The sequence below is a fragment of the Bartonella elizabethae F9251 = ATCC 49927 genome, assembly GCF_000518165.1.
GTDB lineage: Bacteria > Pseudomonadota > Alphaproteobacteria > Rhizobiales > Rhizobiaceae > Bartonella > Bartonella elizabethae.
This window is the reverse complement of record NZ_JADB01000043.1, coordinates 1-1147: the sequence shown is the minus strand read 5'-3', so window position 1 is coordinate 1147 and position 1147 is coordinate 1. Positions and strand designations below refer to the sequence as shown.

1 protein-coding gene is annotated in these 1147 nt (G+C 29.6%); it reads left to right on the top strand.

Annotation, left to right across the window (positions count from 1 at the left end):
- Positions 1-67: 67 nt before the first annotated feature.
- Positions 68-781 carry a hypothetical protein gene (locus T429_RS0108530; protein ID WP_005773360.1) on the top strand — a complete coding sequence of 238 codons (714 nt, stop codon included), beginning with the start codon at positions 68-70 and terminating at the stop codon, positions 779-781.
- The last annotated feature ends 366 nt before the right edge of the window (positions 782-1147 follow it).

The following is a 1147-nucleotide window of genomic DNA, read 5'->3' as shown; positions in this document are numbered from 1 at the left end:
TCCATACATAACGTGTTTTATAAGATTGTTTTTTTCCGAAAATGAAGAAAAGAAGAGTGTATAGGATATGATGGAAACAATACTTAAATGGATAAGTGCATTGGACACTACTGTCATTGCTATTTTTAATGGAATTTTCCTTTTTTGGTTTAGAAAAAAAGACTTAGAAAGAATAGATAAACAATTTAAGTATCTTGAAGACCAAAATGAAATAGCAAAAAAACACCTCTCTGTTTTATTGTCTGAAAAAAAAATGAGAGAATTAGGATCCAAACTACAAGTATATAATGTATATAGAGGAGTACATGATCTAGGTCCAAAATATCCTAATGATATAGAAATTAACATGGGATTAGTCCTCTATAATTCTACAAAACAAATAATTAAAATAAATAGCATCAGGATAGCAGAAAACAGCTCATTTCAATTTATTGAAGCATACTATCTTGACTCTCCTCTTCACATTCAAAAGTTTGCGAGAGAAAAAAATGCATTTAAAATCATCATACAAAACTCAAAACATATTGATTTAATAAACCCCATATTACGACCAGAGCCGAAAGACTTTTTTGATCTGTTTAGTATGAATGGTGACAGTGAATTTTCGATCATTTTAACATTGAATCCTGAACAACCACAAATCAGAAAACCTATAACCATTATAGTTGAACACACCGCTCCTAATAATCCAGAAGAAACGCTTGAAGCTACTTTTTGTCTTGGATTTTTTCGCTGGACAGAAGAACAGAACAGCGATTTTTGGAATAGATTCAAAGATTAGTATTATTATACAATTACATCCATATTTCCAAAGCTTGTCACTTTAAATTCCTTTTTATTTATTTCTAAAATTATTAAAGATAGAAATCATCAAAAAGAAGATAATTTTTTGATGATCTTTTCTTGCTCGTGTATTATTTTATCTTTTTCCATTATCTCATCTCTTAATTGTTGTGTTTTTTTATAGAAGTAATAAACGTGATAGAGTGCCACTACGTTACAAATTATTAATGTGATATATTTAGACAAATATTGAATTTCTTCTGGACTCATCCCTCTCACCTCACTTACTTTTCTTCTTATTCTTCTGAGTTGGCTTGTTTACAGATGCATCACGCTGCTTAAGCTCTTGTGTAAGCTTTTCAAT